This window comes from Pelagimonas varians (assembly GCF_003208435.1).
GTDB classification, from domain to species: domain Bacteria; phylum Pseudomonadota; class Alphaproteobacteria; order Rhodobacterales; family Rhodobacteraceae; genus Pelagimonas; species Pelagimonas varians.
In genome coordinates this window covers 445,816-471,812 of the sequence record NZ_QKMF01000001.1, presented here as the reverse complement: position 1 = coordinate 471,812, position 25,997 = coordinate 445,816, and the positions used below count along the sequence as shown (strand labels likewise).

Here is a 25,997-nt window from a genome sequence, read left to right as displayed (position 1 = left end):
CCACGGCCAATGAACAAGCCTTTATCGAAGCGAACGGGTTGATTGCCGTAACGGACGGCACCTGGATCGGCGGCCAAAGCAGCAATCCGGCCAATGACACCGATGTCGACACTGGAACCGTCTTGTCAGTGGCCTTGTTGGATCAACCATTGCGGGCGGCGCGACGATTCCCCTGAACGGGGATGGAACGGTGCAATGTGTCTCCGGAACCGCCTTTGACGATCTGGCAGTGGGCGAAACTGCCGTCGATACATTGACATACTCGGTTCTAGAAGAATACGGGGCCATATCACTGGCTACTATTTCCGTCACAGTAACCGGTACCGATGATGCTCCTGTTGCCAGACCTGGGTTTGGTGACGTCGATGAAGATGGCAATTGGACCTACGAGCTTGACAACACTGACGCCGATCCTGACGCGCAGGATTCCGGTGTTTCCGCAGTCGACAGTTTTGTCTTTGAAGTGAACGACGGGAATGGCGGAAATACGCAAACCAGTGTTGATGTTTGCGTTCACGGGCAAGACGACATCGCGCCTGCAGTTGGCATTTCGGTTGTTGATATGACAGGCCGATACCAGTGGGGGTTCACCGATTGCTACGCTAGTTCCCGGTTTGGAGATATCAACAATACCAATCAGCTTGGTGAAGTGACTACCCTTTTGAATGATGGATACACGGCCGCATCTTCGAGCAGCACTGATTTCAGTTTGGTAAACAGTGTGAATAATTACCCCGGCCCGGTGAACACCATGACGCTGGACCTTGAAGGAAATGGCACTTTGGTTGACACGGTCGATTTTGTGTCTTCAAGGATTTATAGCTTAGGGACCGTGGTTGAGATTGAGGCCTTGGACTGCGGCGGGCAATGGGTGTCGATCTACTCCGGTACAACATGTGCCATTGGCGTGGTATCTGGTGCGGCATAGGCGTATCAACTTGATGTCATTGACACCAATACTGATACGCTTCGCTTGACGATCAAAGGTGCTCAACTGTCTTTGCATGAAATTTCTGTCAATGAAGATCTAGGGTATTTGGTTTAGTAAAAATTCCAGACTTTCGGTCCCATATTTTAAGTTTAGTGTTGGCGGGTATGTCTCCATCTTGCCGAGATATTCGGAAATACGAAGCAAATATAAATACTTATGCAAAGCCAGTTGGTAGTCGTCACCCAAGGTGATGTTATCTCGGAAAGACTCACTATTCGTCGCGTTTGGTATCCAATGCAGAACAATCCGCTCGGGTTTAGAGCGCTTGAGGCATTCCCGACTGAAAGCGCGTTTTTGATCGGCCAAAAGACCTACAGTCAAACATGCGTGAAGCGGGATTTCCAATCTTGCGGTTCTCTCCGGTCAGACGCGGTTGGTCTTTTGACTGACCGCGTAAAGCATACGCGTTAGACCATATCGGTGCGGAAGATCCAAATTGTCCAAAAAACAAGGCCGCATGAAGGCCGGCCCTTCGCGCCTTATGATGCGAGATCGGGCCCTGCTTTTTGGATGGTAAGAGTTTGTCCTCCAAGACCTCGAAAGACTTTTTGGCGGCATGACAATACTATGATCTGCTGGTCTGAGGCTTGTTTTGTCAAAGCGTCGAACATGCGTTCAATCCGGTCATCATCCGTATACACAATTGCATCGTCAAGGATGATCGGGGCAGGGGTTCCGGCATTGGCAAGCAGGCGGGCAAAAGCCAGACGCACAAGCAGGGCAATCTGTTCCTGGGTGCCGCCAGACAATTGATCGTAGCTGTCTTCGCCTTCCGGACGCACCAATCCGGTCGGCAGCACAGTGTCGGCATCCAGTTTCAATTCTGCCCCCGGCAGGACCATGCGCAGCAAGGGCCGCAGCTCCTGAATGATCGGACCGATGTAGGCCTCATGGGCGTCGGCCTGTGCGGCGGCCAAGGCCGCGTCCAAACGTTGAAGCACCTTAAGTTCGCGTAAAACATCCGCCTCATGGCTTTTGGCGGTACTTAGGCGTCCCTCTGTTTCGGCCAGCTGTTCTTCGACGGCCAAACCCGCTTCGTGATCTATCAAGGCTTCCAGACGGGCTAAACCTTTGTCGATCTCGTGAAGCCGGGCCCTGGTCTGTTCGGCAACGCCGCGCGCACGGGTTGCGCTGGCCTTGGCAAATTCAAGATCCGGTGCATCTTTGGAAAGCTCTTCAACCGCCGCGGCGGCTTGGTTGAAATCGTTTTGAAGGTCGTCGCCAGTGGCTTGCAGAGTGGTGATCTGCGCTCTGGCGGCATCCACGTCCTCAATCGCAGCGTATGCACGCTCAGACCGTGTTTGGGCATGGTCCCGGGTCACTTGCGCCCTCAAAACGGAGTCTTGGACCGTCCTATGGCGGGCTTGCGCGGATTCAAGTTTCACAAGCGCCGATTGATGTGCCTCTTGCGCTTGACCCACTGCGGTTTCTGCACCAGTCCGGCTTGGCAAGTCGACATCATCAGCCGCCACGTGTTCCGGCAAGCTTGCGATCTCGGTCAACAACGTATCGATACCTTCGGGGGCCGCAATCTTCAATTGGGCCTCGTATCGATCAAGGTTTTCTTGGGCTTCGTCGCGTGTTCGGGCGGCTTTTCGGGCGTGCTCGAGCGTGTCAAATGCCAAGGCAAGGAGAGCCTGATCAAAATGCGCGCGGGCCTTGCCCAGCGCCTTGGCCTCGCCCAGTTCGGCGGGGTGAATCTGGATAGACCCAAACCCGGAGATCTTGATCGTACCGCCTTGGGGAAGCGGGGTTCGCACCCCTTGAGGCAGGGCCATGTCATTCAGTGTGATCCGATCAGTCTGGCCCGGCGCACAGTCCAAAGTGATTGCCGCAGCCGACGCATTGTTGGCACGGTCAAGCAGGTCATAATCGCGCCACGCATCCTCCAGAACGGCCATATCCGCCCGCGACGGTGCTGCCGCAACCGATTTGCGGGCGTTGGCGGCTTGGACCGTTAGCGCCTGTGCATCCTTCAATCGCACAGACAGTTCCTTGCGCCGTGCAACATCCTGTCGATCCGCTTCGGTCGCAAGGACAGCATCCAGTGCTGCGCGGGCTTTGGTCGAAACGGCGCGGGTATCCGTTTCTTGGGCTTGCGCGCGCTCCAGCTCTTGGGCCACCGCATTCAAACCTTTTGAGTGCTCCGTCAAAGCGTCAGACGTTTTGCGCATTTCCTCTGACGCGTCATCACATTCCCGGAGCCGTTCTCTCAAAGATGTCAACCGGCCCCTGTTTCCTTCCAAAGCCAACTCGATTGATGCGACGTGTGACAGCGCAGCAGAGTGCTTGGCCGCATGTGCTTCGGCGGCTTCTAGGTCTGCGTTGGCCGCATGCAATTTGGTCTCTTGCTGTTTGACAGTCTCGGGGTCTTTTAGAACGGTTTGTTCCGCCACAAGGTTACGCCGGTCGGCAAGTTTGGTGCGCAGGCCGTTGACCTGAGTTTCAAGCTGGGTCTGAACGGTGGAAAGCGCCTCAACAGCATTTCTCGCTTGGCCCAACAGACCATTCGAAGAGACCTTTCCGGTTTTGGTAACATAGCGTTCGAGATCGGCCTTAAGGGCGGCGCGGATGGCCTCCATCTTGCGCCCGCCGGTGACATCCTCAATTTCGCCCGCGACCGAAGACAGCAGTCCGCGACGGGCGGTCAGCGTGTCATCATCCTTGTAGGCGTGTAGTGTGGTCAGACCCTGCCGCACCCACAAAAGACCCGCAGGACCGCCGTCTTTCGGGGATTTGATCAGATCACGAATCCAGACTTCTGCAGCATCAGCCTGCTTGAACAGGTGACCGTCGCGGTGAACCGTGACCTCTCCTTTGCTGGCGGTTTTGGTAAAGGTCTTGCTGATCTTGAAGACCTCACCGTCTACTTCAATCTCGGCCGAGACTTCGGGATTGCCGCCAGCATGGGGGGCAAGGGTTGCGGCTTCTTTTTGCTTCCACGATTTGGCGTCAAAAAAGAACAAGGCATGAAGGGCGTCGAACAGCGTCGACTTGCCGTTTTCATTCGGAGCGGACAAAACGTTCAATCCGGGGCCAATTCCGGTGATTTCAACCGGCTCGGTGAAACGCCGCACGTTGTTCAGACGGATAGAACGAAGTTTCATGACGCATGATCCTTCACGAGGCTGTAGAGGCGGGTCAAGGCTGCTTCGGCAACATCGCGTTCGTCGCGGGCCAGATCTGCGTTGTCGGCTTCATCCTTGAGCATGTCTGCCGCGATGCGTAGCGCGCCGCCTTGGGCAATCATGTCCAGATCATCGGGTTTGTATTCTGTACGCAGATTGCGATCATCCCACTCAAAATGGCAAAATTCCGGCGCAATCCGCGCCAGCTCCGTTTGCAATGCCATACGGTCGGGCAAGTGCTGGTGCCCCACAAGCCGCAGGTCAATCAAGCTGTCGCGCCAACCGTCTGGGTCCGGTGGTAACTGGCCGTGCAGAGCCCTGATTGGGTCCATACCGGGAGACAGGTTCAACTCAAGCGCATGCCAAGTGTACTGGCCCAGCGCGATCTCCTCGATCTTTGGGGCATTGCCCGAAAAGGGCACATCGACCAGCAAGCCAACACCGCGACCCGCGTGTTTAAAACGATCCCGTTCCGGGGTGCCGGAATACCAAGTTCTGGGCGAGATTTGCAACGTTCCGTGCCAGTCTCCCAGCGCCAGATAATCCAATCGGGCGGTTTCAGCCCGGTCCAGTGGGATCGTTTCGGCGTTTGGTTCTTCGGGGCGAAAATTTACCACCCCGCCATGGGCAAGGCCGATGCGCAAAGCCCCATCCGGTGTGTCCTGCGTGGCCATTGCTTCGGTCAGATCATACCCCGGCGAGCGGACAGGGCAGGGTGCTGGCAACAGCCACACCCCCTCGGACATGGCGACTGGCGTGTTGGTTTTCAAAACACGAATGTTGTTTGCAGCGTGTGTATCAAAGGTTTGCCAGATCAGATCAGCGTTCAGACTGTCGTGGTTGCCGGGAATGATCCACCAAGTCAGATCAGAAGCACTTCCCATCGCGCTCACCGTTTGCCGGATCAAACGTAAAGACGGGGTTTCTTGGTCAAAGGTGTCACCAGCAATGACGATGTGTTCAATGTCGTGCTGTGCAGCGGCGGTGATGACCGAGGGGATCAATTCTTGTCGTGCATTGCGCAAATCCGAACGCACTTCGTCCTCGAACCGACCAAAAGGCTTTCCAAGATGAAGGTCGGAAATATGGAGAAACCGAAAATTCGTCATGTCACTCGTCTTTCACTGATTTCGCCCGGTTCCCAAGGCACAAGGCCTGTTTTAAGCCGGTTCCAACGTATTGGCCACAAGGCCTGCACGAAATCTTGTCACTGCCCGCCCCGCGAGGATGTCCAAACAGCGCGTTGCAGCACAAAAAGTCCTGCCTAGGGGGGCATCGGAGCCGTCTTTTTTTGGAACTGGAAAACGGGATGAGCACATTGAGGCGAGGAAGCGGGCCAAGTGCACCATTGCAGCATTTGAGACGCAACACGCTATTGGATCGCGCCATGAATAGGCGGAACCAATACCCTTGCTTGCACCGCCTTTAATATCCCCACTCGGCGCAGACACAGCTTTTGTATCCGGCCGTTGTTACTTCGGCTTCGGCCCCCGTTTCACGAGCAAGTCGCCGTAAATCGTGCAATGTGTAGCGCCGTTTGCTTTCGGCGGCGCGCAGGATCGGAGCGATTGCGTCTTGCATACGCTGCCGGTTCTCGCTCTCGTCAAGGCCTGTGACCACCACCGTGACGCGTTTGCGGCTCGGGCAATGCTCATAGATGAATTCCCAACGCCCACCGCTCTTTAACCGCCGCTCGTAAGCGACGAAGTCGCCTCCGGCGAGACTGTAGTCATAGCCGGTATAGGCGACTTCTTCGGGCGCAAGGCTCGCGCGGGCGCATTGAGGCATGGGCGGCGTCAACGCGACCGCAGGCGTGGCAAGAACACAAATCGCGATTAAGGTACCACGCATCAAGCCCATTAGAGACCCTGTACGTGATCTTGGACTTGCTCTCGGTCCTGATTTTCGTCGATCATATCGCCAGCGTCCGCAGGATCGACCGACGTCACGGTTGAGTTTGCAGAATCCGAGACGTTTTCAGCGCTGCTTTGGCCCATTGGCCCTTCGCAAGCTGCAAGAAAGCCCGTTATGGCTATGAGGATGGCTAGATTTTTCATTTCGTACTCCTTTTGATGTAATGATTGACGTCCTAATTTTACTAATCGACCATCGACGGGGCATTGATCTGGATTAATTCGGGTTAATTTCGGATGTCATCCGGCGTTTTTTGAAAGAAACATCTGATCCATGTTCAATTATGCGCCGGTTCAGACAGCATGACCCGTGCCGCAACCTCCCAAACCCGACTTTGACCGCGGCAAGTATTCCATCGCTGGCGGGTATTGCTGATTATAAAACAGACAGACACTGCCGATCAGCCACCTGAACCGGTCCAAAAGTGTTGTATTCTCTCAAAGAGATTTTCAGGTCATAGTGTCAGGCGACAAAGCGGGAGAGCCAAATGAAGGAACCATCAGTGGAGACAGGCGTGCAAAACATGCTGTGTCATTGTGGTGGTGCCAGCCGTGGGCAACGGCTTTTGATTGCCTATGAACCGCCAGAGTTTGGTTTTTTTGACCCCGAAGTTGTCGATTGCTTGGCGTCTCAAGCAGCCAGGATCGGACTGATTGTGGAGCGAGTTTGCGTCGGTTTTGATCCCGATGCATCAGGGTTTCCGCCTGAGTTGCACAGCAAAATGACAGGCGCGGATATCGTTGTCTTTCTCGCACGACTGGGCGATCAGCTTCGGTTTTCCCAAATGCCCGACGATTTGACCATCATCAACAGTTATACGCTCACCAAGGCGTCGCTGGCTTCGGCTTACGCATCGGCGCATTATGATGCGTTTGTTGATCTCAAACGGGCGGTTGATCGCTTTGTTGCCAGTTCAGACGAGATCGTTATCAGCTGCCCGGCTGGCACCGCTATTCGTGGCCACGCCAGTCTCGAGTGCATTCCGGCCAATGACACAACGCTCAAACGCTTTCCGTTAACCGTGTTTTCGCCGGTTCCGGCGGCAGAATTTTCAGGAAAGGCGGCACTGGGTGGGTTTCTAACCGGCACCGGTTCCCGTTATTATCCTGACTACACTGCAGAATTCAACAATCAGGTCTTTGCCCATTTCGAAATGGGACGGTTAACTGGGTTTGAGGGTGACAAAGCCGATGTTGCCAAAGCTGATGCACATTACAATCGGGTTTCGACACTTTTTGGAATTGACAGGGATTTTGTGCATTCCTGGCATGCAGGTATTCATCCTGGTTGCGGGTTTCCCTGGGACCTCTCTCAAAACTACGAAACCTGGGGCGGTGCCGCTTTCGGGAATCCGCGCATTCTACATTTCCATACATGCGGGGCCTATGCGCCCGGTGAAATATCTTGGAACGTGTTTGATCCGACCATCGAAATCGACGGTGTCGCGCTATGGCAAGACGGTGTCTTTGTCGCAGAGCTTTTGCCAGAGGGCCCCGAAATCCTGAATCGATATGGCTGCGCCAAGGGCGTTTTCGCAAGGCCCGACCGGCGCGTCGGTTTGGGAGATGTCTAGGCCGTGGCGGTCCGTCTAGCCCTTGAAAACGCCTGAAACTCCTCTGCGATGGCCATGCTGGACAGGTCTAGAAACTTTTGGCCATGCTCTGGTGAGGCCAAGGCGGAATGGGACCCAACCCGGCCATCAGGAAATGTCTCGCGGTGTTCTTTTGGTGGGCCGTGCCGGTCACCACTATGGTCGCGGATATATTGCGCCGATAGCGGTTCGGGTGGGTGCGATGCCTCTGCCAATGGCTTGGCCCCATAAAGCGTTTGGGTGATTGCGACCTCGGACGGAGTGGCATGCATGCCCTCCCAGTCTCCGTACAAAACACGGCGCAAACGCCCCACCGGTTCAGGATCCCACCAGCTTTTGACGGTGACAGAGCCTTTGGGCAACATCTGCTGCGCCGCGTCAATGGGTGCCAGATTGGCCCCGTGGCCATTGACGATAAACACCCCCATAAACCCCTGGTCCAGCAGCCCTGTGCAAATCTGTTGAACAAGGGCCGTCAACAATTCGGCGGAAATGGATACGGTGCCGGGAAAGCCTGTGTTGAACGGCGCTGGCGTGTAACTGATCGACGGCGCAACGATAGCATTGGCCAGATCACCCGCCCGCGCTGCGACTTCTGACGCGCAAATCACATCCGTGCCGATCAACCCCATGGGGCCATGTTGTTCAACCGATCCTATCGGCAGCATGACACAAACGCGGTTTCGCAGGTGCGTTTCGACCTCTGGCCATGTCATCAGGTTTAGCAGCATTTCGGGGCCTTTGCGTTTTCCTGCGGTTTTACAATTGAATGGCAGAGCCTAAAGTAAGGCCATGAAAACCCGCGCCTCGTCAAATCAAAACGAAAATGCGCTTGATGTCGCTGTTGGTTTGGCCGTCAAAATGTACCGCAGTGTATTGGGCCTGACCCTAGCCGAGTTGTCGGAGCGAACAGGTGTGTCGAGCGCCATGATCTCAAAGATCGAGCGGGGGCAGATGTCGGCGTCACTCGCAACGTTAGAGGCCTTGGCAGACGGAACGGGCGTGCCCTTGGTCAATTTTTTCGCCGAGACAATCGGGCGGACGGATGTCACGTTTGTCCCGAAAGGGCAGGGGATCAACGTTCAACGGTTGGGGGATGGATTTGGGCATACCTACAAGATGATCGGGCGGGCCAAGGCAAGCAATGTCGGGCTTGAAAGCTTTTTGATCACGCTTGAGCAGCCTTTGCCCGAACGGCCGTTGTACCAACATCCGGGGGCGGAATTCATTCAGGTTGTAGAAGGTACAATGATCTACAAATGCGGCGAGGCGGAAATGGAAATGACGGTTGGCGACAGCCTGTCTTACGATTCAAGCACGCCCCATGGGGTTGCCCGTTTGCTCACTGAAAAAGTATCGTTTTTGTCGGTCGCCTGCCAGACAGAGGTTGTTCGACGATAAGCTAAGCGCGGTTAGAAAGCGCGAAGGTTGGTGGCAGACCCGCGTTAGGGTCTGCCACCGATTGGTTTGCAATCAGATGCCCCACTTGGCTTTGTTGGCCTCAAAGAACCCCTTGGCTTTCTTCAGTTTTACCCAGTTGTTCACATAGTTGATCCACACCTGATCGGTCTGCGGCAGCAACATTGCTATCGGGGAAGGTGAGCGCGCTTCGGCACCTTCTACGCGGGTCACGCCAAACTTTTGCTCTAGTGTCGCGCCTTCGATGTTAGACGTGATGAACACATCCGCACGCCCGGCCAGAACCTCTTGGTAGCCACGGGCTGGCGCCTCGACCACTTTGATGTCAGCATTTGGGTACCAATCGCGCACCAGCTTTTCAAAAGTGGTGCCGAGGGTCGTGGCGACCTTTACGCCCGGTTGGTTGATGGCATCATGGCCATCGAATTTTCCGGCGTTTTCCTTGGCCGTAAAAGGCATGATTTCGACGGCGATATAGCTTTCAGAGAAACCAGCGGCTTTCATGCGGGGCGGGGAAATAGAGGCCGATCCGGTGATGTGGTACTGACCGGCAACCACACCGTTAACGAGAGTTTTCCAGTCGGTGGGCACAAATTCAACCTCAACTCCGAGATCGGCGGCCAGCTCTGTCATGATATCAATATCAAAACCCTTGTAGGAATTGGTCGCGGGATCACGCACTGACATCGGGTTCCAGTCGCCCGTTGTCCCAACTTTGAGCACCCCGTTGTTGAGGATGTCATTCAAGGCTGACTGCGCCTGCGCCGTTCCTGCGAGCGAAAAGCTAAGCAAAGCCGCCGCCGCCACTTTCATGAGGTTCTTCATTGATCTCTCCTGTTGGTAAGCTGTCTTTTCGTTGCTTGAACGGTATCTTGGCTTGATAAGGCGCAAATATCAAATAAACTAACAAGAAATATCTTTACCCACAGTAGACATCGTAGGGATGATCCATGACCGACGCTATGATCGAACTTGTCGATGTCAATAAGTGGTTTGGAGACTTTCACGTTCTTAAAAACATCAACATGACTGTTGGTGCAGGTGAAAAAGTTGTGATTTGTGGCCCCTCGGGCTCTGGCAAATCGACGGTGGTGCGGAGCATCAACCGGTTGGAGGAACATCAAAAAGGCACCATTCGGTTTAACGGCGCTGAACTGACAAATGACCCCAAATCCGTTGCCTCGATCCAGGGCGAAATCGGTATGGTATTTCAGCAGTTCAACCTGTTCCCGCACCTTAGCGTGTTGGAAAACCTAACCCTTGGCCCGATCAAAGCGCGCGGGTTGGAACGTTCAAAAGCCGTGGAAAGAGCGCGCCATTACCTTGAACGTGTCCGGATACCCGATCAGGCTGATAAACTGCCCAGTCAGCTTTCGGGCGGGCAGCAGCAGCGGGTCGCCATTGCCCGTTCTTTATGTATGGAACCCAAAGTTTTGCTGTTTGACGAACCAACGTCTGCGCTTGATCCCGAAATGATTTCAGAGGTGCTGGATGTCATGGTGGAACTGGCTCAGGACGGTATGACCATGGTCGTCGTCACCCATGAGATGGGATTTGCCCGCAAGGTCGCTGACAAAATGGTGTTTATGGATCAGGGTGAAATTGTCGAACAGTCCGACCCTCAGGCCTTTTTTGCAAACCCTCAAACGGAACGTTGCCGCACGTTTCTAAGCCAAATCTTGCAGCATTAGGGGCCAATGATGAAACCGATTTTTGCGCTTCTTTTGTTGTTGGGTGTAGCGGGATGTTCGTCCTCCGGAAACTGGGGATGGTACGTGATTGATCCCACCACCAAAAGTGGCTGGATCAATATCAAATTTCTCGTTTCTGGCATGGGCAACACAATTTTGATTTCGGTGATCGCGGCGGCGATTTCCATTATTGTGGGGCTGATCGTGGCTTTGCCCGGGCAATCAAGCAAACGCGGCTGGCGGATTGTCAATCGCGTCTATGTCGAATTCATCCGTTCCATCCCGCTGTTGCCGATGCTGTTTTGGGTCTTTTACGGATTGCCGATTGTCTTCAAATCTATGGGGCTGGATATCCCGATTGATCCCTTTTGGGGGGCGGTGATTACACTTGCGGTATCAGACAGCGCCTTCACCGCAGAGATCTACCGCTCGGGCATTCAATCCATTGCAAAGGGGCAAAAAGAGGCCGCTCAAACCATTGGCCTGAACTACTACCAGACCATGCGATATGTGATCTTGCCACAAGCCATCCGCCGAATTTTGCCGCCTTTGGCCAACCAGTTTATCTATATCGTCAAGATGAGCGCCTTTGCCTCTGTCATTGGAATGCAAGAGCTGACCCGCCGCGCCAATGAGCTGGTGGTGACGGAATACCGGCCGCTTGAACTCTATTCACTACTGATCGTCGAATACCTTGTGCTTGTGCTTATTATCAGCGCCGGGGTGCGCTGGCTTGAGCGCCGCATGGGGTCTGATGAACGTCACTAAGGAGCACCGACATGGACTGGAATGATTTTATGGCCGAGACCGAAGCCAGCATCGCAACCTTTTCCAAGGAAGTGCCGCAAACGGTCAAGGGTTTTGGGATGATGGGGCAGGCGGCCAAAGCCGAAGGGGCCTTGTCAGAGAAGACCAAGGAATTCATGGCACTTGGCATTGCAATTGCCACACGCTGCGACAGTTGCATCGGCTTTCACGTCCGATCTCTGGTGCGATTGAAAACCACCAGAGAAGAGTTTTGCGAAGCCTTGGCCATGGCAACCTATATGGGCGGTGGCCCGTCGTATGCTTTTAGCGCCAAAGCCCTAAAAGCCTTTGATATTTTTTCAGAAAAGACCGCGTGATGCGCCCCGATCTTGCTGGGTCAGACGGATATATTCGGAACTGTTGGTACGTGGCGGGGCGCAGCGAAGATTTTGACCGAACGCTGACTGCCGCTGTCTTGTTAGAGCAGGAGATCGTCATCTTCCGCGACACCTTGGGCAAAGCGATTGCGTTGGAAGATGCCTGCCCGCATCGAAAACTGCCATTGTCGAAGGGCACCGTTGAAGGTGATAATGTGGTCTGTGGTTATCATGGGCTGACCTTTGATTGCAGTGGCGAATGCGTGATTGCGCCCACACAATTGGACAACCCGCCACGGCGCGCGGCGGTGCATTCCTATCCAGCCCGGGACCGTTGGGGCTTTTTGTGGCTTTGGATGGGAGAGCCGCAAAAAGCAGACCCAAATACGATTATCGACATCCCACATTTTGATGACAAAAGCTGGGGTAAGACGCCAAAGGGGGCCATGTCGATGAAGGCGCATTACCTTTATATCATCGACAATCTGCTTGATCCAAGCCACGTCGCTTGGGTGCATCTGACGTCTTTTGCTGGCGCGGGCACTGACAACCGTCCTCTGGACCTTGAGGAAACGGCTGATGGTGTGATCGTGTCCCGCTGGGTTCTGGATGAACAAGCGCCGCCATACTACAAAGACATGCTGCCGTTTGGCCCGACCTGCGACCGAAAACAGCACTATGAATGCCGTCTACCGGCAACGGCCGTCAACATGTCGGTTTACACACCAAAAGGGGAAGGTGGGATCGATAAGCCGCTATCAGAAAATGCGTTTATCAATATTTCATATAACTTCATCACGCCAATTGACGCTGACACAACCATGTATTTCTGGTTCCAGCACCGCAATATGCGTGCAGATGATGCAGCCCTGTCGCAACGGATGTTCGAAGGGGCTACCATGGCCTTTCTAGAAGACAAAGACGTCTTGGAAGCCGTCCAGACGGGCATGGCCAAACGCAAAGGCGGGTACTTGAATCTTGGACTTGATGCCGGGGCCATGCGGTTCAGAAACCGGGTGGCAAAATCGATTGCCACCGAAGTTGAAGGAAGCTGACATGTCTGCTTGGATCAAGATGATAACCGACGCCGATGCGCATGGGCGACTAAAGGACTTGCTGGATCACGCCCGCACCCCGCATGGCACCGTAGATACGGTTATGCGGGTACATTCGCTGCGCCCCGAAACGATGAATGGACATGTTACGCTATACCGGTCGGTTTTGCATTCAGACGATAACATGTTGCCGTTTGGGTTTTTGGAAGTTGTCGCCAGCTACACATCGATCCTGAACGATTGCACTTATTCGTTGACCCATCATTTCATGAATGTGCGCAATTTGCTGCGTGACCAACCCAGAAGCGACCGGATTTTCGTCGCACTCAAGGCTCACCGCCCGGAGGATGAGTTTGACGGAAAGGACCTGGCGCTGCTGCGCTATGCGGGCAAACTGACCACGCAGGTTGGCAAAATGGTCAAATCCGATTTCGAAGCCTTGAAAATTGCAGGCTGTGACGATGGGGAAATACTGGAGGTCAATCAGGTCTGCGCTTATTTCAACTACTCAAACCGGTTGCTCAATGGACTTGGGTGTACCACCGACGGAGATCAAATCGGTTACTACAAAGGCGACGAAGAGTAACCTTTGCAAGATCGATCTGATGACGTTTTTGCAGGCAATCCTTGTGCGGGCGAACCGCACAAGGTAGGTGGTGTCGCGCTTATCAGAGTGCCGGTTTGTCTGCGTTTGCCTTGACGGTTTGCGAAATGAACTGAAGCGCTTTCAGACTTGGCAAAAAGAAATAGGCACCGCCCTTTACGGTCACAAACTGCGGTACTTTTTTCAGAACTTTTCGGTACGGTTCTTGAGGAATTGTGTACCGGTCGATCTCGGGCGCGCCGAGTTTTGCAGGGCGGTGCGTGCCCACGATTGGATCAACTTCTTTTTGAAGCCCCTGAAAGAACGAATTATTGCACCAAGCCGATTGAACGAATTCAAACTGTCGTACAATGGACGCGTTAAAGCACATGAATTGCAGACCTGTCTGACCATTGTCATCGTCAAAGATGCGTGCGCGGCGCAAAATGCGATGACGCATTGTAACATCAAGAGAGAGCTTTTCGCTTTTAATGTTCACCGCTCTGTTGTTGCTGCGCCGCACATGCGAACCAATCGGACACTGCAAACCAGCCCTGTCTTTTGAAAAGTCGAAGCTGTTGTTGTCACGCGGTTTTTTCGCAGGATCTTGCTCCATGGCCTCGCCATCTTTACGGCGGCCAATCATTTTTTCAGCCAGTTCCAGGGCTGTGTCACCATCTTCACCCGACGCGGTTTCGCTGAGGTAATCCCAAAAGCCAACGGTGTCTTGCGCCAGTTGCCGGAATACGAGGTAGCTGCCATTCTTACCAAGATCGCGGCGGTCTTTCCATTCCGGGTGTGTATCCAGGATTCCATCCGGGTCCAGTCCGGCACTGGTGGCCGGGGATCTTGGAATTTCACCGGTTCCATCCGGATACCCCATGATCAGTTCGCCTGCTTCGACAATGCTTACTCTCGCCTCATCGGGGTTTTCGCGTGCTACCTTCTTGGCGCGTTTGGTGCCTTTGATGATCGGTTGAGAAACCCCGTCTTTGAACCCAAACGGTTCGCGATTGTCGTCTTCTAGATGTCCAAATGTGCGGTGAACACAATCGGCCCCATTCACCTGACACAAAGCCGCCAAAAGGCGTTCTTCGGCAATGTCTTTGCTGGTCGCAAAAGACATTAAAACGCCGTGGATTTCATCCTGCTTGGCGCCCCAATCCCAATTTTTGGGATCGTTGGCCTCTGTGTCGCCTAGAATTCTGCTGCGTTCAGGTACGACCATGCCTGCCGCAAAAGAATGGTCATAGCTTTCCGCGATATATCCTGCGGCCAAAAGTGTGCTCATTCCGGCAGAGGTAAATGCGATGTTCATTCTGTTGACGACATTGTCGGCAGGTTGTTTGTCTTTTGCAGATGTTATTGCACCCTCTTTGAGCATCCCCGAAAGCCAATCTTGAAACAGCGCGCGATCGGTAACTCGGAAAAATCCATAGGCGGCTTGATCCAGTTTGACATAGCCGCGAAAAAAGATGCCCTGAATGTCCGGGCTGGAGGTGAGATCAGTTTCAGTCATGAGTTATACAATCTCCAGCCATGAGGTGTCTTTGGCGCCGTTTTTGGATTTGATCAGGGCAGCGCGCAGTTTTCGATTTCGCGCAATGTTCGTGACACTGACAGACGGGTAGGCGTGGTACCAGACAAGCGTCGGCACCATCGACCGGCGGGCATAGTCTATAAATTCAGGTCCCTTGGAGGCCCCGCCCCAGAGCATGGCCCAAGTCTTTGGAAAACCGATAGAATGCGCCCATGCCAAGTTAAGGCCATTGCTGGCCTTGAGGGTGAAATCATCAAGGTAACTGCGCCAGCTTCCGTCGTAATTGCTGACAAAAATCAACCGTCTGTTGTCCTTGGTGTACGACCAATGTGCGAAATGGATGGTATTGATTTCCCCCAGAAAACTGTTGCGAAAGATTAGGGTGACCAGATTGCGGATCAACCCAAATCCAGCCCGTTTGGCAAGCTGCCGCCCTGCGTCCGTATGCACGTAGACAACGCTGATCATATGATTGGTCGAGATCAGATCTTCGTTCTTTTCAAGAGAGCGGCGCAGATCAGGGTCTGGGCGGGCGCTGTCTTGATCTGCGGTGCGTTCGCGGACCAGATTGACCAGAACGAGCACTAAGAAAGCAATCCCATGAAAAAGAGCAGCAAGGATCGACAGGATTTTGGGGATGATCGGAAGTTTCGTGCCCGGGTCAGCAACACCGTCCCAGCCCTTGGTCTGTGGATCCGTGTCCAAAGCTTTTAATACCCTTGCCGCCGCCGCATCCGAGGTCGCAGGCGGGGCACCGCTGCCAAGCTCTTCATCGACAACTTCGTAAACCCGCGCGTCCAACCTGATTTGATCGCGTGTCATCCCAACGGCTGAAATGAAACCCGCTTGCGGTTTGATAACATGGGCCAGCATGTAGTCGCGCAAGCCATCCAAAGTGTGGGCCTTAAACTGCGCGCTATTGCTGTACAGATCAAGCAAGAACGCCCCGCCATCCAACGTCTCGGCCACGGTCAACACGTTATCAATGTGATCCTCGATAGACCCGTCGATATTGTGCTCAAAAACCAGTGACCAGCCATTTTCAAGATCATCAAAGGTGCTGAGACTTGCGAAATGCAGTGTCTCGATCCGAGCGAACCCGAAGGGATCGTCCGGCGTTTCGGCGCAGACATAGGGACACGGCTTTAAAAGAGCTTGAACCTTGCCCTGCTGCCCGCCTTGGATTGGGGTGACGATTGTAAATTTATTATGCATCGCAATTCAATTTCCATCTGGTTGTGTCGGGTAAATCCTTGGCGGGGATCCGCACAGCAACAAGTGTGAAGGTCGGCTGTGATGTCGTTGGATTGATTGGTGGTTTGTCCAAACGTCTCAGCACATCTTGCAGTTCGGCGTTGGTTGTCACAAGATGCCCGACACCGCCAAACCCTTCGGCGATTTTGACGTAGTCCCAAATATGGCCCTGCGGAATGTCGGTTAGGGGGACAAATGGTGGCGCATTGGGGCCGGGGCAAAACGCATTGGCATTTAGGAGCCATTGCTCAACCGCATAAACACGGTTGTCCATCACAAAGATCACGTTGTTTTGGCCAAGCTGTGCCACAAGGCCAATCGCGTTCACCGTTTCGGCAAAGGCGGCGTCGCCGGCGACAGTGACGACACGGCGCGGATTTTCGGTTGTGGACTGCGCCAAGGCAACCCCAGCAGAGGCCCCCGTGCCATAGCCAATTGCGGCCCAAGCCAATTGGGCAACATAGCCGCGTTCAGCCGATTTCACATTTGTCAGTGCAACAAAGGAAAAACCGGAATCCGCGACGATTGTTGGATAGTCGTCTGCATCACAATGATTGAGGAAATCATGCACCAGATGGGATTTAAAGCTGTCCCAGGTTGGGCCATTTTCGCTGGGAAACGCGGATGTCGGCGGAATGTCCCACGGTGTCCCCTCAAGACCCGGAAAAGGCGCGTTGGGTAAACCTGTGCCTTCGAGTTTCGTGATCAATGCCGCAATTAAATCGGGCATCTCGATGTTGCCCCAATAGGCAAGCCCGCGACCCACCAAAACCGCGCCACTTCGCGCTTGGATATGAGTAGGGCCGGGAAAGGCGTCTGGTGCATTTGGATTATAGTCAGGTGTGACGATCCCAAGGTAATTAAAGTCGGTGTCTTGCACCCCGATGGCAACAAAGCAATCCGCAGAAGAGACCAAATCCTGGACGTTCTTCTGACTTGATTTCCCGATATAGGTGCCGCCAAAACGGACATCGCTGCGATTTTCTGCCAGCACGCTTTTACCCAATCCGCTGGTTACATAAGGCGCATCCGCCAGTCGGCAGAGTTTGGCAAAATCCTCCTCTGCTCCAGCGCGAGAAATCTCGCTGCCCGCCATAAAAACCAAGCGTTTTGACCTGCGCATATGGGTCAAAACCGCAGCGCAAGCATCCTCGAGAGAGCCAGCAGGCGTTGGGATCGGAGCGGCTTTTAACGGCGCATCTGGAACTGAACGACATGCCATTTCGCTGATGCCATTTGAAATCTCGATATAGACCGGGCGGCTTGCGGTGATGCAGGTGCGCAAGGCTGTGTCGATCTGTTCGGGGGCATTGGCGGGATTGTTGATCTGAACGGCTATTTCAGTGACTTCCCCCAGAATGCGGTAATCCGAGTGCGATCCGTCAAGCATATGATGGTACAAAACGCCTTGATCACGTTCGGAGTTGAACTGGGCAACCGAAGGGCTGCCGTTGATAATGACCATCGGCACGCGCTCGACATATGCGCCACCTACGGCCTGCACGGCATTTAATGCGCCCACGCCATATGTGAAGGCAACGCATCCCACGCGCCCCTTACAAGACCGCGCGTAGCCGTCAGCCGAATAGACAGCTGTGATTTCGTTACTGGGATGAATGCGTTTCAGTCCTGCGTTTTGATCCGGTTCGTCCAGCGTTGCGACATATTCAGCGATATAATCACCGGGGATCGCAAAGACATGCCCGACGCCGATTTCCGCCAGTCTCTTGTTGAGGTAGGAAGCGACCGTTTCCGAGGCGGACGTTGATGGTCGTTCTTTGGGCGGGGATGAATGGCCGTGAAGGTGAAGAAGCATGTTTTACCCTCCCCACAAACCGGTGACGCGCGCGGCAGAGCTGTCTTTGGCTTTTGTCGCCGGCTGTGGACAGGCTTTGTTGGCAAGCGGTTCAATCCCTTGACCAAACATCACCTGACCGATCTTGGCCAGCGCAAGATTGGCGGATCGCAGTGACCCGTTCACCCAGCCGTGCATGTCCGAAAACGCTTCGTTACACACATAGACCCCGTCCAATGGATTTGAGAGATAGGCACGGGTTTCGCTGTCTTTGACACTGAGGCGCCACTGGTGATAGGCGAATTCGAAGTCTTCCTGACCATCCCAAAGACGGTAGCTGGTCAAGACAGGTTCAGGCACGTTGTTTGTCCCAAACAGCTGCGCCATTTGCTTGCGGGCTTCAGCGACAACCAATTCAGATGCGGGGTATAGAACTTGCGGTGTTTTATCGTTTTCGCGTGTCTGTAAGTCAGACGTGAACATGTCGCCGACGTTTTGCAGACCGTGCCAAAAGTTGGTGTTGTCAAAATCGCAATAGATCGTCAGCGCGGCTGGCGCATCGTCACGGATTTCGGGCAGCTCGGACACGCTTTCTGCGTTGTCTTTGGGCAATGCGTAAAACGGATAGACGGCATTGATCGGCAAGTTCGAAAAGTTGGGGCCAAAACCAACCGCATCGCGCCCAGTCATCGTATCATGCCACCAAGGACGGGTGAAATAGAGGTTTATTTTCATCAGCTTCATACCCAAAGAAGCATAAAGAGCATCCCAGAGTTTCTCTGACTCCGGCGTGTCACGCAGCGCAGGTGAGCGATTGAACAAATCCTGTGCGCCTTGCGAGGCGACGGCCATCACAACTTGTCGGGCGCACAAGGTTTTGGCAGAGGATTTGCCCAACATAACAGGGCGTGCATTTACCCGCTGTTCCGCCTTGGTAATCTCCAATTCGAACCCACCATCCCCATCGCGTGTGATCTGGTCAACATTGGCGCTGAGAACGATCCGAACGCGGTTGCTGTGGTCGTGCTCCAACCGCTTCGCAATGGCATTGGGAAGCGTGGCAAAGCCGCGTTCGAAGGTGAAATACTGTGGATCTTTCGGGAAATCGGCAAGGATCTGGAACGCATCGCCTGCATTGGCCATCGACTTGAAAGGCCCGGTAAACCCGATGGTTTCCGAGAGCATCTGAATGCACTCCTCCGAATAACCCATATCCCGCAGCAACCCCCACATCTGCCAATCATTCATGGTTTTCCCTTTCCACGTGCAGGTCTCGCGGAATTTGGTCCAATCATCGGGGCTGATGCCGGGTTTGTAATCCAAACCGTTTGCATAGAGCACATTGCGGTAGGCGGTAGTGACCAAGTCTGTGGGGCTGAGGCCGATTTCTTCGGACTTGAGGTTATAGATCTGGCTCCAGATCATTTGATCACTGTCGGCGGCATCTTGCAGCGTAAAGCTATGCCCGCGCAGCGCGAACCGGTTCGGATTGTCCGGCGTTCCCATCGGAAATTGCACGATCTCGTCACAAAGACCAAGCGCAGCGTTCAGCGTCATCAATTCGGTCATGCCGAAATTGAATCGCATTCCGCCTTCTTCTTCGCGGACAAATTCTCCCGGCGTGACTTCTATTATATCACTGTCCAACCGGCCGCCCGTTCGATCCAATCGCTCAACAAGCGTGACCGTTACGGTTGGATCGGCTTCCAACAATCGCCATGCGCAATAGAGGCCGGAAATACCCGCACCGATGATAGCGACATCACTGGTCCATTTCGTCTCTACCTGATCGAATTCAGTCTTGAGCATCGAATATCCTAACTAATTTTGAGATCACCAGTGACTTTTGATGACTTAATCATCGGGGCGGGCTGTGGGTTAGGCCGTCAGGCCGCACCCAAGGCTAGGTCAGACCTTTTTCTTAAGAGTGTTGATCTGAATATGCGGCCAGCGGGTGGTGCCGCCGTCGGTTCCGTAGTGAAACTGGAAGAACTGGATTTGCTCGTATTGGAGCTGCATAAACTCCTCGCCGTCTTCTTCGATGGTTTGTATCCACAAGCGAAGTTTCATCTGAGTAACGGGCACATATTTTTGGACAATTGGATTGTTCAAAATACCACCTTGGGGGCCGTTTTCTTCCGTGGTGCTCAACTCGATCAGTGTGTAATCTTTGATGTTTTGCCCGGCGATGGCGTCGCGCAATCGCAGGTCAGGCCGCACTGAATACGGGTATAGTTCGTGTTCCAGAATGCGTTGTGTGTAGGTCTTGTTTCCACTTGGATCTTGGGTGGGCAATGACGTATCGAACACCCAATCGGGGGCAGGGGCATCAAGATTGATCGGTGTGCTGGGCGTTGTTCCCGCGCCACCCATGCTTTTGGAAATGGCCAGATGATCAAAATCCCACGCAGCGGTGCCATGTGGAAAGGGCGGCGGTGTGCCGTCAGTCACTTCGGAGTTCTTTCCGAACATCTGGACTGTGCTGCCGTGCGGAATTGTGCCGCTGCGCGAGATCGAATACCCCGGAACGAAAGTCGGTCCGTTTGAACCGTCTCCAGCAGCCATTTCCGGAAACCCTATATCGGTCTTGATCGATTCATCATCCGCCGGATGATTGTAAATATCGTCCAGCCACAGATACATACCGTTTTCTTCATGCAGACCGCGACCGGTCAAATCCTGAATGCTTTGGTCATATTTAACCGCACCGTTGAACTGTTCGTTTGTCCCAGCGCGATTGCGCACACCGCCTTGCACCAATGAAAACGTCAGTTCCTCAGTGTAATTCTCGCACAGAAAATGGAACTTTCCGGGGATCGTTTCCGAGTTTGAGCCGGGGGACGGCATGCAGGTCGTATGAAGCCCCCAACGGGTGCCATCATTGGTTGGATTGTGGTTGACCCACGTGCCTTCCAACTTTGACAGGCAGCCATATTCGGCGGGTTTGTTCAAAACTTCTGGTGTATATTTCGGTGGAAGATCTACCATTTTTGAAGTGCCTTTTTTGAAATGCTATCCGCAGATGAGTTTGTAGACTGAGGTGTCGATGATCGGGTCCAGTCCCAAGAAATCGACGAGAACGGATTCTGCAGTGCAAAATGCGCCCTCGACCCAGGCCTGATCGTTGGAAAAAGCCGAGCCGATGAGGTAGACTTGGGATTTGTCGTCACCTGCCAGATTTGCCGGAGCGCGCAATGTCTGCATCACGTCACAAATATCGTAGTGCGGGGCCCAAGCATGGTAGCCAGCGCCAAATGGATTCAACCCCCAATCCATGAAGGCTGTCGCCCTTGGGGCTGGTATTGAATGGGCAGCGTTTGCGTCACCATAGTGAAGTTTCGCAAGCTGAAGCAGTAACATGCGCTCCATCTCGAGGGTCGCTTTGCGGCCACCTTCCAAAGGTTGTAAATCACGCGAAACTGCGGTGACACGGCGCTCGTCTATTGGTAATTCCAAACCTCGCCAGAAGCCGACAAAGCGTTCATCATCATAGGACGCAAGCACCCCATAAACAGGGGCACCGGTATGGCTGTCTTGTGCGTTATTGCCGAAATAATAGACCTGACGCAGCGGGAGATCGGTAATCGTCGGGCCAAAGACGCTTTGGGTGTCACCATTGGATTCGAGTTTTGGTGGATAGGTGGTTTCTTCCCACCACGGCGTGTCAAAGAACATCGCAACCTTATAAGAGGGTTGCTCCATCACGGCTTCTAGGTAGTTGGAGACTTTAGTGTTGTTCAAGAAGTCTGTGCGCCCCGAGACAGTTTCGTACCGAGTGGCCTGTGCGACCAGTTCTACAGATTCCGGTGGCATTGCAAGAAAAGCGACGTCTGTTGTGAGGGTATCGGAGCCGGCTTTGTTTGGATCCGCCGCGCTGGCCAGACGAAAGTGAGCGACCCCTCCTTCTGACCAAATGGAATGCAATCTTGTGCCTTGGCGCAGGGTGAACGCAACCCCGTTAGACGCAGCCGCTTCGACGGCCTTGTTGAACAGTTCTGAAAACAATCGCGAGTATCCGCCCGAAATCGTTTTGAACGCGCCACCTGGGGCGAACTCGCCGTTGTAGATCGCGGCATTGGCAGCGTTCCAGTTGATTACATTGGAATTATAGCCCCCGGCGTCTGCGGCGTAGTTGAATCCTTCGTTTCCGGCCTGATCGTAAAAGACGTTCCAATAGCCAACATTGCTTGCTATTTCGCCACCCCGATAGACAAATGAATTGAAACTGTCGGGCAGTGTTCCGCTGCCATAAAAAGCGCATTGTTCCGTGCGCGTAACAAGCGGATTGCTGCCCGTTATGAGATCAGAGATATTGGACGTGAGTGTCGTAGACGGGGCCGCATTGTTTCCCGGCGTATTATAGGGAGCAAGGACTTTGCCCGGCCCCGACCCAAGATCACTTTCGTAGAAATGCTGACCGCGCAGATAGTATAGCGGGTTGTCCGTTGTCAAAAAGTCGACGACGTCGCCGCTCAACCCTACCTTTTGAATTGCTGTTGTCACCAAACGATGGCCCTTTGCGGGGGTTTCACCATCAGATTCGTATTGGTCGCCATCCCATTCAATGAACCGCATTCCTCCGATTTCGATATAAGACGCGCTCAGATCGTCTTGAAAATGATGTGAGCAGATACGGCCAGCAGGTTGACGGCTCTCACCGGTTCCTTCGAAATCATAAGTTCCCCATTCATACAAATTGACCGTGTCACCAGCCCCCAGCTTCCCCCCGGTCAAAAGTCGCCAAGCCGTATAAAGCCCTCCGGGTCCAGCGCCGAAAATTGAGTAGTTCTGTGCCATGGTCGCTCTCCGCGTAAATATGGTTTGCTCCGCAATTTTGAATTCCACGCACCTAGGTCTTGGGGGTGGTGCTCCATTCAATTGCAAAGTGCTTCAAAGGGATAGAGAAGTTTCCGTACTCAAGGGTTTCAGCCGGATTTTCCAACATTCTGACAATCATATTACCCAGAATTGGAATGTATTTTCCTGCCCAACCAGCGGAATAGGTCACTATATTGGAATGTTTACCACCCCATGCCGGTGTATAATCCAACAGCAATTCGCGATCTTTTTGTTTGGCCAATGCGATCAAACAGGTGGCTGTAAAACGCGGTGCCGGATCCAGCCCAACCATGTGCTCGGCCACCCATTTTGAATCCAATGCAAGGCTCTTTCTTGACGGGATATAACTGCGCTGGCTAGGGTCCGATAAAATCGCATCTGGAAAGTCAGTGGCGACGCGAATATATCCTGGATGGGCCCAATCAACTTCTGGAAAGCCATAGAAAAGCGCTGAATCGCCCGGGTTTTGAAACACGAACCATGTCGGAAGTTTCACATTTGGATATGATTTGGCAAAATAGGCCGACGACATTTGCCATATGTCGATTTCCAATGACAGCTCTAACGGTTTGAGCGCATCGTTGACATATGCACCAGCACAAATTGCAAGCTTTGCCGCGCTATACTCTCCGACCTCTGTCCTGACCATCACCCCATTTGCGGACTCTTGGATGTCAAGCGAAGGTTCAAATTCATGAATTTCGACGTTTCCAGTGGCCAATGCGGCATCAAAAGCGGCTTCTTCGGTCGCCTTCAAATTTATAATACCACCGCTTGCTTGGAAAAAACCCTCATAATCTTTGGGGAGACCGGTGAACGGAAAATCGGCTTCAATTCTGGCGGAATCCAGTTTCGTATATGGAATACTCAACTCATCCATCACAGTTTCTGCGGCAGAAATTCCGCCTTCTTGCGAATTGAGGTCCGGATCACCAAACCACAAACTGCCATTTTGCTGAATCAACGGTTTTTGTGAGTAAGCTTGCAACTCGGCCCAATACTCCTGAGACGCAAGAGAAAGCTCCGCCATATATTGTTGCGCATATTGTAGTCGAAACTGACGAGACGCACCCGCAGAACTGCCTGCATCATTCAAGACACCATTTTTTTCCAGAACTAGAGTTCGCAACCCGCGTTTTCCCGCGTGATAAGCTGCTGAAAGCCCAATAGCGCCCCCGCCAATGATGATGATATCAAAAGAGTTCTTTGTCACAGTATCCCTTTCCGAATGTCGCAAACGTCAATCAAAGGAAGCCGCCCTAAATCATTTCTTCAATGCCGTGGAAGTTTTCGTAAAAATCAACGGGCAAGACTTGTCCAGCGGCGGGATCAAACGCCACACCAAGCCAATCTCGGATCAATGCCGCCTGTGCAGGCGTGCCACTCCACTGCAGACCTTTGATCCGTTTCTGTGGGGCAGGGGTCATAGTGAAATCGATAATTCGATGCCCGCGCATTACGGTCAAAGTGACCGGGCTTTGGGCTGCAGCGACCCATTTCAACGCTACCAAAGAATACGCAAAACCGTTTACGGCAGTTATGATATCACCGGGTGCCAGTCCCACAGCTGCAGGCATGTTGTCCGCGACGCCATAGATCGTCGGAGCACCGTCGCCCGCAAAAAAGAGACCGATCGCATGCGTGTTTTCGTAAACAACATTTAGACCGAGAAGGCTCAGATATTTTGTTGTTTCCAAACCAGCCGGCTTATTTAGCCATGTCTCGATCTTCCGTCCCAAATCCGGGTCCAAAGTTGTAAAAAAGTCTATAACTTGGGGTGTAGTATAGCCGACATAATCAGACGGAACTTTTGTGCCGTCTCCAAAGAACTCAAGATAGAAGTCCCGAAAAGCGCTATCAAGCGACAGGCCCGAATTCGAGCTGCGGAGGTGCGCATCTATGGCAAAGGCAATCAACATCCCTTTGTCATAGTAATCGATGCTATTATTCACGCGTCCCGGATACTTAGAATGGTTGAGGAACGTCGAAAGGGACGAGTCCGTCGAGGAGACACGTTCATAGGCAGGTTGTTGACTGAGGTGTTGATCGTACCCAATGATAGAACTGAAGAACTGGTCAGCGGAATATGCTCTGACACGCGTGCTGATTAAAAACTCATAATATCGGGTAAAACCTTCGGCCATCCATAGACCTTCGGTAAAGCATCCACACGTCAAACCATGGGATAATTGACCGAGCGGGGCAGGGCGTAACCGTCGTACGTTCCAAGCATGGAACAGTTCATGAGCACAAACCCGAACACCTCTTGAAAACGCCTCTTCATCCACGAAAACGTCTGGGCCCAGTCCGCTCAAGTTGCTTGTCAGGTGTTCCAAACCCCAATCGGCATCGGGATTGAATGAGAGTACAAACGTGTAATCTTCAAACGGAAACATCCCGAACACATCATGGATGGCCTCAATTGCCGATACCAGTTTGTCAAGGAACTCATCGACGCGCTCATGAAACCCTACTGCGCTGTCGACGAATGCGAAATAGAAAGAAACATCCCGGATATTGCGTTCAAAGACTTCCAATTTTCCCAGAATAACAGGTGTGTCCAGCAAAATTTCAAAGTTGGGATATACCCAAGTATTGCTCTTTCCGACACGGTTCGCGCCCGATGGGTGATGAAGCGACCAGCCGTCCGGAAGGTTCTCATATTCCACTGTGCATTGCCCCAAATTATCAGGGCAAAACAAGTACCGTGTTCCCATCAATACGGCATAGTTGCTGTCAACAAGTCCCAGCGCATCGCCATACTCTGTTTCATAGGCGGACGCTGTATAGGTGATACGAACTGAATCGTGAACACCATTTAGGCGATATGCGCTCAAACCTTGACGCTGTACCTCAACTGCGGCACCGGTTTCGGGGTTTGTTGCAGAAACACAAAATATATCACGCCCATAAGGTTCAAAATCGTAGTCCCCAGCCACCCAATTGGGAGTCGTGACAATCATTCCGTCTTTGACGGATTCACCGCTGAGCATCAGGCTAACTGACATTTCCAAAGTTCTGGGATCGATGGAAACGGAATATTTGGCAAAACTAGGTGCGGAACTCATTTCGA

22 protein-coding genes are annotated in these 25,997 nt (G+C 53.2%); 8 read left to right on the top strand and 14 right to left on the bottom strand.

The genetic code is table 11. From position 1 onward, the window contains the following. Nucleotides 1-148: 148 nt before the first annotated feature. Nucleotides 149-928 carry a VCBS domain-containing protein gene (locus tag C8N36_RS02325; RefSeq protein ID WP_097802577.1) on the top strand — a complete coding sequence of 260 codons (780 nt, stop codon included), beginning with the start codon at nt 149-151 and terminating at the stop codon, nt 926-928. Nucleotides 929-1,470: 542 nt separating this feature from the next. On the opposite strand, the gene C8N36_RS02320 is transcribed toward C8N36_RS02325, so the two are convergent. The 4 genes from C8N36_RS02320 to C8N36_RS02305 form a co-directional block, all read right to left on the bottom strand. Then, entirely contained in the window at nt 1,471-4,098 is a 2,628-nt protein-coding gene (locus tag C8N36_RS02320) for an AAA family ATPase (RefSeq protein ID WP_097802579.1), read from the bottom strand. Next, nucleotides 4,095-5,228 (bottom strand): metallophosphoesterase family protein, encoded by a 1,134-nt coding sequence (locus C8N36_RS02315; protein ID WP_097802580.1) that lies wholly within the window; start codon nt 5,226-5,228, stop codon nt 4,095-4,097. The genes C8N36_RS02320 and C8N36_RS02315 overlap by 4 nt, the downstream gene beginning before the upstream one ends. A 316-nt stretch (nt 5,229-5,544) precedes the next feature. Continuing rightward, the gene (locus tag C8N36_RS02310; protein ID WP_141467907.1) at nt 5,545-5,970 is read right to left on the bottom strand and encodes a hypothetical protein; all 426 of its coding nucleotides are present in this window, start codon (nt 5,968-5,970) and stop codon (nt 5,545-5,547) included. A gap of 8 nt (nt 5,971-5,978) precedes the next feature. Continuing rightward, complete coding sequence (locus C8N36_RS02305; RefSeq protein WP_110767757.1) at nt 5,979-6,176, bottom strand: hypothetical protein; 198 nt, start codon at nt 6,174-6,176, stop codon at nt 5,979-5,981. 344 nt (nt 6,177-6,520) lie between these two features. Here C8N36_RS02305 and C8N36_RS02300 point away from each other — a divergent pair, with 344 nt between their 5' ends. Next, nucleotides 6,521-7,606, top strand: coding sequence for a hypothetical protein (locus tag C8N36_RS02300; RefSeq protein WP_097802582.1), 1,086 nt, complete (start codon nt 6,521-6,523; stop codon nt 7,604-7,606). Here C8N36_RS02300 and C8N36_RS02295 read toward each other — a convergent pair. Continuing rightward, on the bottom strand, nt 7,603-8,355 hold the full coding sequence (locus C8N36_RS02295) for a creatininase family protein (protein WP_097802583.1): 753 nt from the start codon (nt 8,353-8,355) through the stop codon (nt 7,603-7,605). The genes C8N36_RS02300 and C8N36_RS02295 overlap by 4 nt on opposite strands. A 61-nt stretch (nt 8,356-8,416) precedes the next feature. On the opposite strand from C8N36_RS02295, the gene C8N36_RS02290 reads away from it, so the two are divergent. After that, complete coding sequence (locus C8N36_RS02290) at nt 8,417-9,025, top strand: helix-turn-helix domain-containing protein (RefSeq protein ID WP_097802584.1); 609 nt, start codon at nt 8,417-8,419, stop codon at nt 9,023-9,025. A gap of 72 nt (nt 9,026-9,097) precedes the next feature. On the opposite strand, the gene C8N36_RS02285 is transcribed toward C8N36_RS02290, so the two are convergent. Beyond that, nucleotides 9,098-9,868 (bottom strand): transporter substrate-binding domain-containing protein, encoded by a 771-nt coding sequence (locus tag C8N36_RS02285; RefSeq protein ID WP_097802585.1) that lies wholly within the window; start codon nt 9,866-9,868, stop codon nt 9,098-9,100. 125 nt (nt 9,869-9,993) lie between these two features. On the opposite strand from C8N36_RS02285, the gene C8N36_RS02280 reads away from it, so the two are divergent. Genes C8N36_RS02280 through C8N36_RS02260 form a run of 5 tightly spaced genes read left to right on the top strand, consistent with a single transcriptional unit; the run spans nt 9,994 to nt 13,499 of the window. Continuing rightward, complete coding sequence (locus C8N36_RS02280) at nt 9,994-10,734, top strand: amino acid ABC transporter ATP-binding protein (protein WP_097802586.1); 741 nt, start codon at nt 9,994-9,996, stop codon at nt 10,732-10,734. 9 nt (nt 10,735-10,743) lie between these two features. Further along, nucleotides 10,744-11,502 carry an amino acid ABC transporter permease gene (locus tag C8N36_RS02275; RefSeq protein ID WP_097802979.1) on the top strand — a complete coding sequence of 253 codons (759 nt, stop codon included), beginning with the start codon at nt 10,744-10,746 and terminating at the stop codon, nt 11,500-11,502. An 11-nt stretch (nt 11,503-11,513) separates the two neighbouring features. Next, on the top strand, nt 11,514-11,858 hold the full coding sequence (locus tag C8N36_RS02270; RefSeq protein WP_097802587.1) for a carboxymuconolactone decarboxylase family protein: 345 nt from the start codon (nt 11,514-11,516) through the stop codon (nt 11,856-11,858). Beyond that, entirely contained in the window at nt 11,858-12,913 is a 1,056-nt protein-coding gene (locus C8N36_RS02265) for an aromatic ring-hydroxylating dioxygenase subunit alpha (protein WP_097802588.1), read from the top strand. Before C8N36_RS02270 ends, C8N36_RS02265 begins: the two co-directional genes overlap by 1 nt. A 1-nt stretch (nt 12,914) precedes the next feature. Next, entirely contained in the window at nt 12,915-13,499 is a 585-nt protein-coding gene (locus C8N36_RS02260) for a carboxymuconolactone decarboxylase family protein (protein WP_097802589.1), read from the top strand. Between the two features lie 82 nt (nt 13,500-13,581). Here the strand turns inward: C8N36_RS02260 and C8N36_RS02255 are convergent, their stop codons facing one another. The 8 genes from C8N36_RS02255 to C8N36_RS02220 all read right to left on the bottom strand — a co-directional run bounded on the left by C8N36_RS02255 (nt 13,582) and on the right by C8N36_RS02220 (nt 25,992). After that, complete coding sequence (locus C8N36_RS02255; RefSeq protein ID WP_097802590.1) at nt 13,582-15,015, bottom strand: Dyp-type peroxidase; 1,434 nt, start codon at nt 15,013-15,015, stop codon at nt 13,582-13,584. 3 nt (nt 15,016-15,018) lie between these two features. Continuing rightward, nucleotides 15,019-16,251: a hypothetical protein gene (locus C8N36_RS02250; protein WP_097802591.1), complete on the bottom strand. Its 1,233-nt coding sequence runs from the start codon at nt 16,249-16,251 to the stop codon at nt 15,019-15,021. Further along, complete coding sequence (locus C8N36_RS02245) at nt 16,244-18,106, bottom strand: thiamine pyrophosphate-binding protein (protein ID WP_097802592.1); 1,863 nt, start codon at nt 18,104-18,106, stop codon at nt 16,244-16,246. Before C8N36_RS02245 ends, C8N36_RS02250 begins: the two co-directional genes overlap by 8 nt. A gap of 3 nt (nt 18,107-18,109) precedes the next feature. Next, nucleotides 18,110-19,894: a flavin monoamine oxidase family protein gene (locus C8N36_RS02240; RefSeq protein ID WP_097802593.1), complete on the bottom strand. Its 1,785-nt coding sequence runs from the start codon at nt 19,892-19,894 to the stop codon at nt 18,110-18,112. A gap of 99 nt (nt 19,895-19,993) precedes the next feature. Continuing rightward, complete coding sequence (locus C8N36_RS02235; RefSeq protein ID WP_097802594.1) at nt 19,994-21,073, bottom strand: peroxidase, FMP-type; 1,080 nt, start codon at nt 21,071-21,073, stop codon at nt 19,994-19,996. 24 nt (nt 21,074-21,097) lie between these two features. Continuing rightward, the gene (locus tag C8N36_RS02230; protein ID WP_097802595.1) at nt 21,098-22,882 is read right to left on the bottom strand and encodes a flavin monoamine oxidase family protein; all 1,785 of its coding nucleotides are present in this window, start codon (nt 22,880-22,882) and stop codon (nt 21,098-21,100) included. Nucleotides 22,883-22,934: 52 nt separating this feature from the next. Next, entirely contained in the window at nt 22,935-24,137 is a 1,203-nt protein-coding gene (locus tag C8N36_RS02225; protein WP_170125772.1) for an FAD-dependent oxidoreductase, read from the bottom strand. A gap of 46 nt (nt 24,138-24,183) precedes the next feature. After that, nucleotides 24,184-25,992, bottom strand: coding sequence for a M61 family metallopeptidase (locus tag C8N36_RS02220; RefSeq protein WP_097802597.1), 1,809 nt, complete (start codon nt 25,990-25,992; stop codon nt 24,184-24,186). Nucleotides 25,993-25,997 lie beyond the last annotated feature (5 nt).

Coding starts and splice junctions, on each gene's coding strand:
- C8N36_RS02305 (WP_110767757.1), bottom strand. CDS start 6,176: ATGAAAAATCTAGCCATCCTCATAGCCATAACGGGCTTTCTTGCAGCT.
- C8N36_RS02320 (WP_097802579.1), bottom strand. CDS start 4,098: ATGAAACTTCGTTCTATCCGTCTGAACAACGTGCGGCGTTTCACCGAG.
- C8N36_RS02300 (WP_097802582.1), top strand. CDS start 6,521: ATGAAGGAACCATCAGTGGAGACAGGCGTGCAAAACATGCTGTGTCAT.
- C8N36_RS02220 (WP_097802597.1), bottom strand. CDS start 25,992: ATGAGTTCCGCACCTAGTTTTGCCAAATATTCCGTTTCCATCGATCCC.
- C8N36_RS02255 (WP_097802590.1), bottom strand. CDS start 15,015: ATGACTGAAACTGATCTCACCTCCAGCCCGGACATTCAGGGCATCTTT.
- C8N36_RS02315 (WP_097802580.1), bottom strand. CDS start 5,228: ATGACGAATTTTCGGTTTCTCCATATTTCCGACCTTCATCTTGGAAAG.
- C8N36_RS02260 (WP_097802589.1), top strand. CDS start 12,915: ATGTCTGCTTGGATCAAGATGATAACCGACGCCGATGCGCATGGGCGA.
- C8N36_RS02245 (WP_097802592.1), bottom strand. CDS start 18,106: ATGCTTCTTCACCTTCACGGCCATTCATCCCCGCCCAAAGAACGACCA.
- C8N36_RS02290 (WP_097802584.1), top strand. CDS start 8,417: ATGAAAACCCGCGCCTCGTCAAATCAAAACGAAAATGCGCTTGATGTC.
- C8N36_RS02250 (WP_097802591.1), bottom strand. CDS start 16,251: ATGCATAATAAATTTACAATCGTCACCCCAATCCAAGGCGGGCAGCAG.
- C8N36_RS02235 (WP_097802594.1), bottom strand. CDS start 21,073: ATGGTAGATCTTCCACCGAAATATACACCAGAAGTTTTGAACAAACCC.
- C8N36_RS02265 (WP_097802588.1), top strand. CDS start 11,858: ATGCGCCCCGATCTTGCTGGGTCAGACGGATATATTCGGAACTGTTGG.
- C8N36_RS02230 (WP_097802595.1), bottom strand. CDS start 22,882: ATGGCACAGAACTACTCAATTTTCGGCGCTGGACCCGGAGGGCTTTAT.
- C8N36_RS02310 (WP_141467907.1), bottom strand. CDS start 5,970: ATGCGTGGTACCTTAATCGCGATTTGTGTTCTTGCCACGCCTGCGGTC.
- C8N36_RS02275 (WP_097802979.1), top strand. CDS start 10,744: ATGAAACCGATTTTTGCGCTTCTTTTGTTGTTGGGTGTAGCGGGATGT.
- C8N36_RS02270 (WP_097802587.1), top strand. CDS start 11,514: ATGGACTGGAATGATTTTATGGCCGAGACCGAAGCCAGCATCGCAACC.
- C8N36_RS02240 (WP_097802593.1), bottom strand. CDS start 19,894: ATGCTCAAGACTGAATTCGATCAGGTAGAGACGAAATGGACCAGTGAT.
- C8N36_RS02280 (WP_097802586.1), top strand. CDS start 9,994: ATGACCGACGCTATGATCGAACTTGTCGATGTCAATAAGTGGTTTGGA.
- C8N36_RS02295 (WP_097802583.1), bottom strand. CDS start 8,355: ATGCTGCTAAACCTGATGACATGGCCAGAGGTCGAAACGCACCTGCGA.
- C8N36_RS02285 (WP_097802585.1), bottom strand. CDS start 9,868: ATGAAGAACCTCATGAAAGTGGCGGCGGCGGCTTTGCTTAGCTTTTCG.